The sequence below is a fragment of the Streptococcus parasanguinis genome (assembly GCF_001578955.1).
GTDB classification, from domain to species: domain Bacteria; phylum Bacillota; class Bacilli; order Lactobacillales; family Streptococcaceae; genus Streptococcus; species Streptococcus parasanguinis_U.
Map to the genome: position 1 here is coordinate 1 of NZ_KQ969777.1, position 280 is coordinate 280.

The window sequence follows — 280 nt, forward strand, 5'->3', positions numbered from 1 at the left end:
GGTCAAGAAGTGGCTGATAAAGTTCGTGTTCAATACGGTGGTTCAGTTAAACCTGAGAACGTTGCTGAATACATGGCTTGTCCAGACGTTGACGGAGCTCTTGTAGGTGGTGCATCACTTGATCCAGAAAGCTTCTTGGCATTGCTTGACTTCGTTAAATAATGACATAAAAAAAGGCGAGAGGTTTCTCGTCTTTTTTTATAGTAGAAAGAGGCTGGGCAAAAACTGTCCAGCCTTTGATGTTTGATAGGAATAAGTGCAAGACGCAGTGGTTGATTGG

At 42.9% G+C, this 280-nt stretch carries 1 protein-coding gene; it reads left to right on the forward strand.

Features of this window, described 5'->3' with window-relative positions; genetic code table 11:
* Window positions 1-162: triose-phosphate isomerase (locus tag SPADD19_RS11190; RefSeq protein ID WP_241496605.1), on the forward strand; the 162-nt coding region annotated here is incomplete at its 5' end.
* Window positions 163-280: the final 118 nt, after the last annotated feature.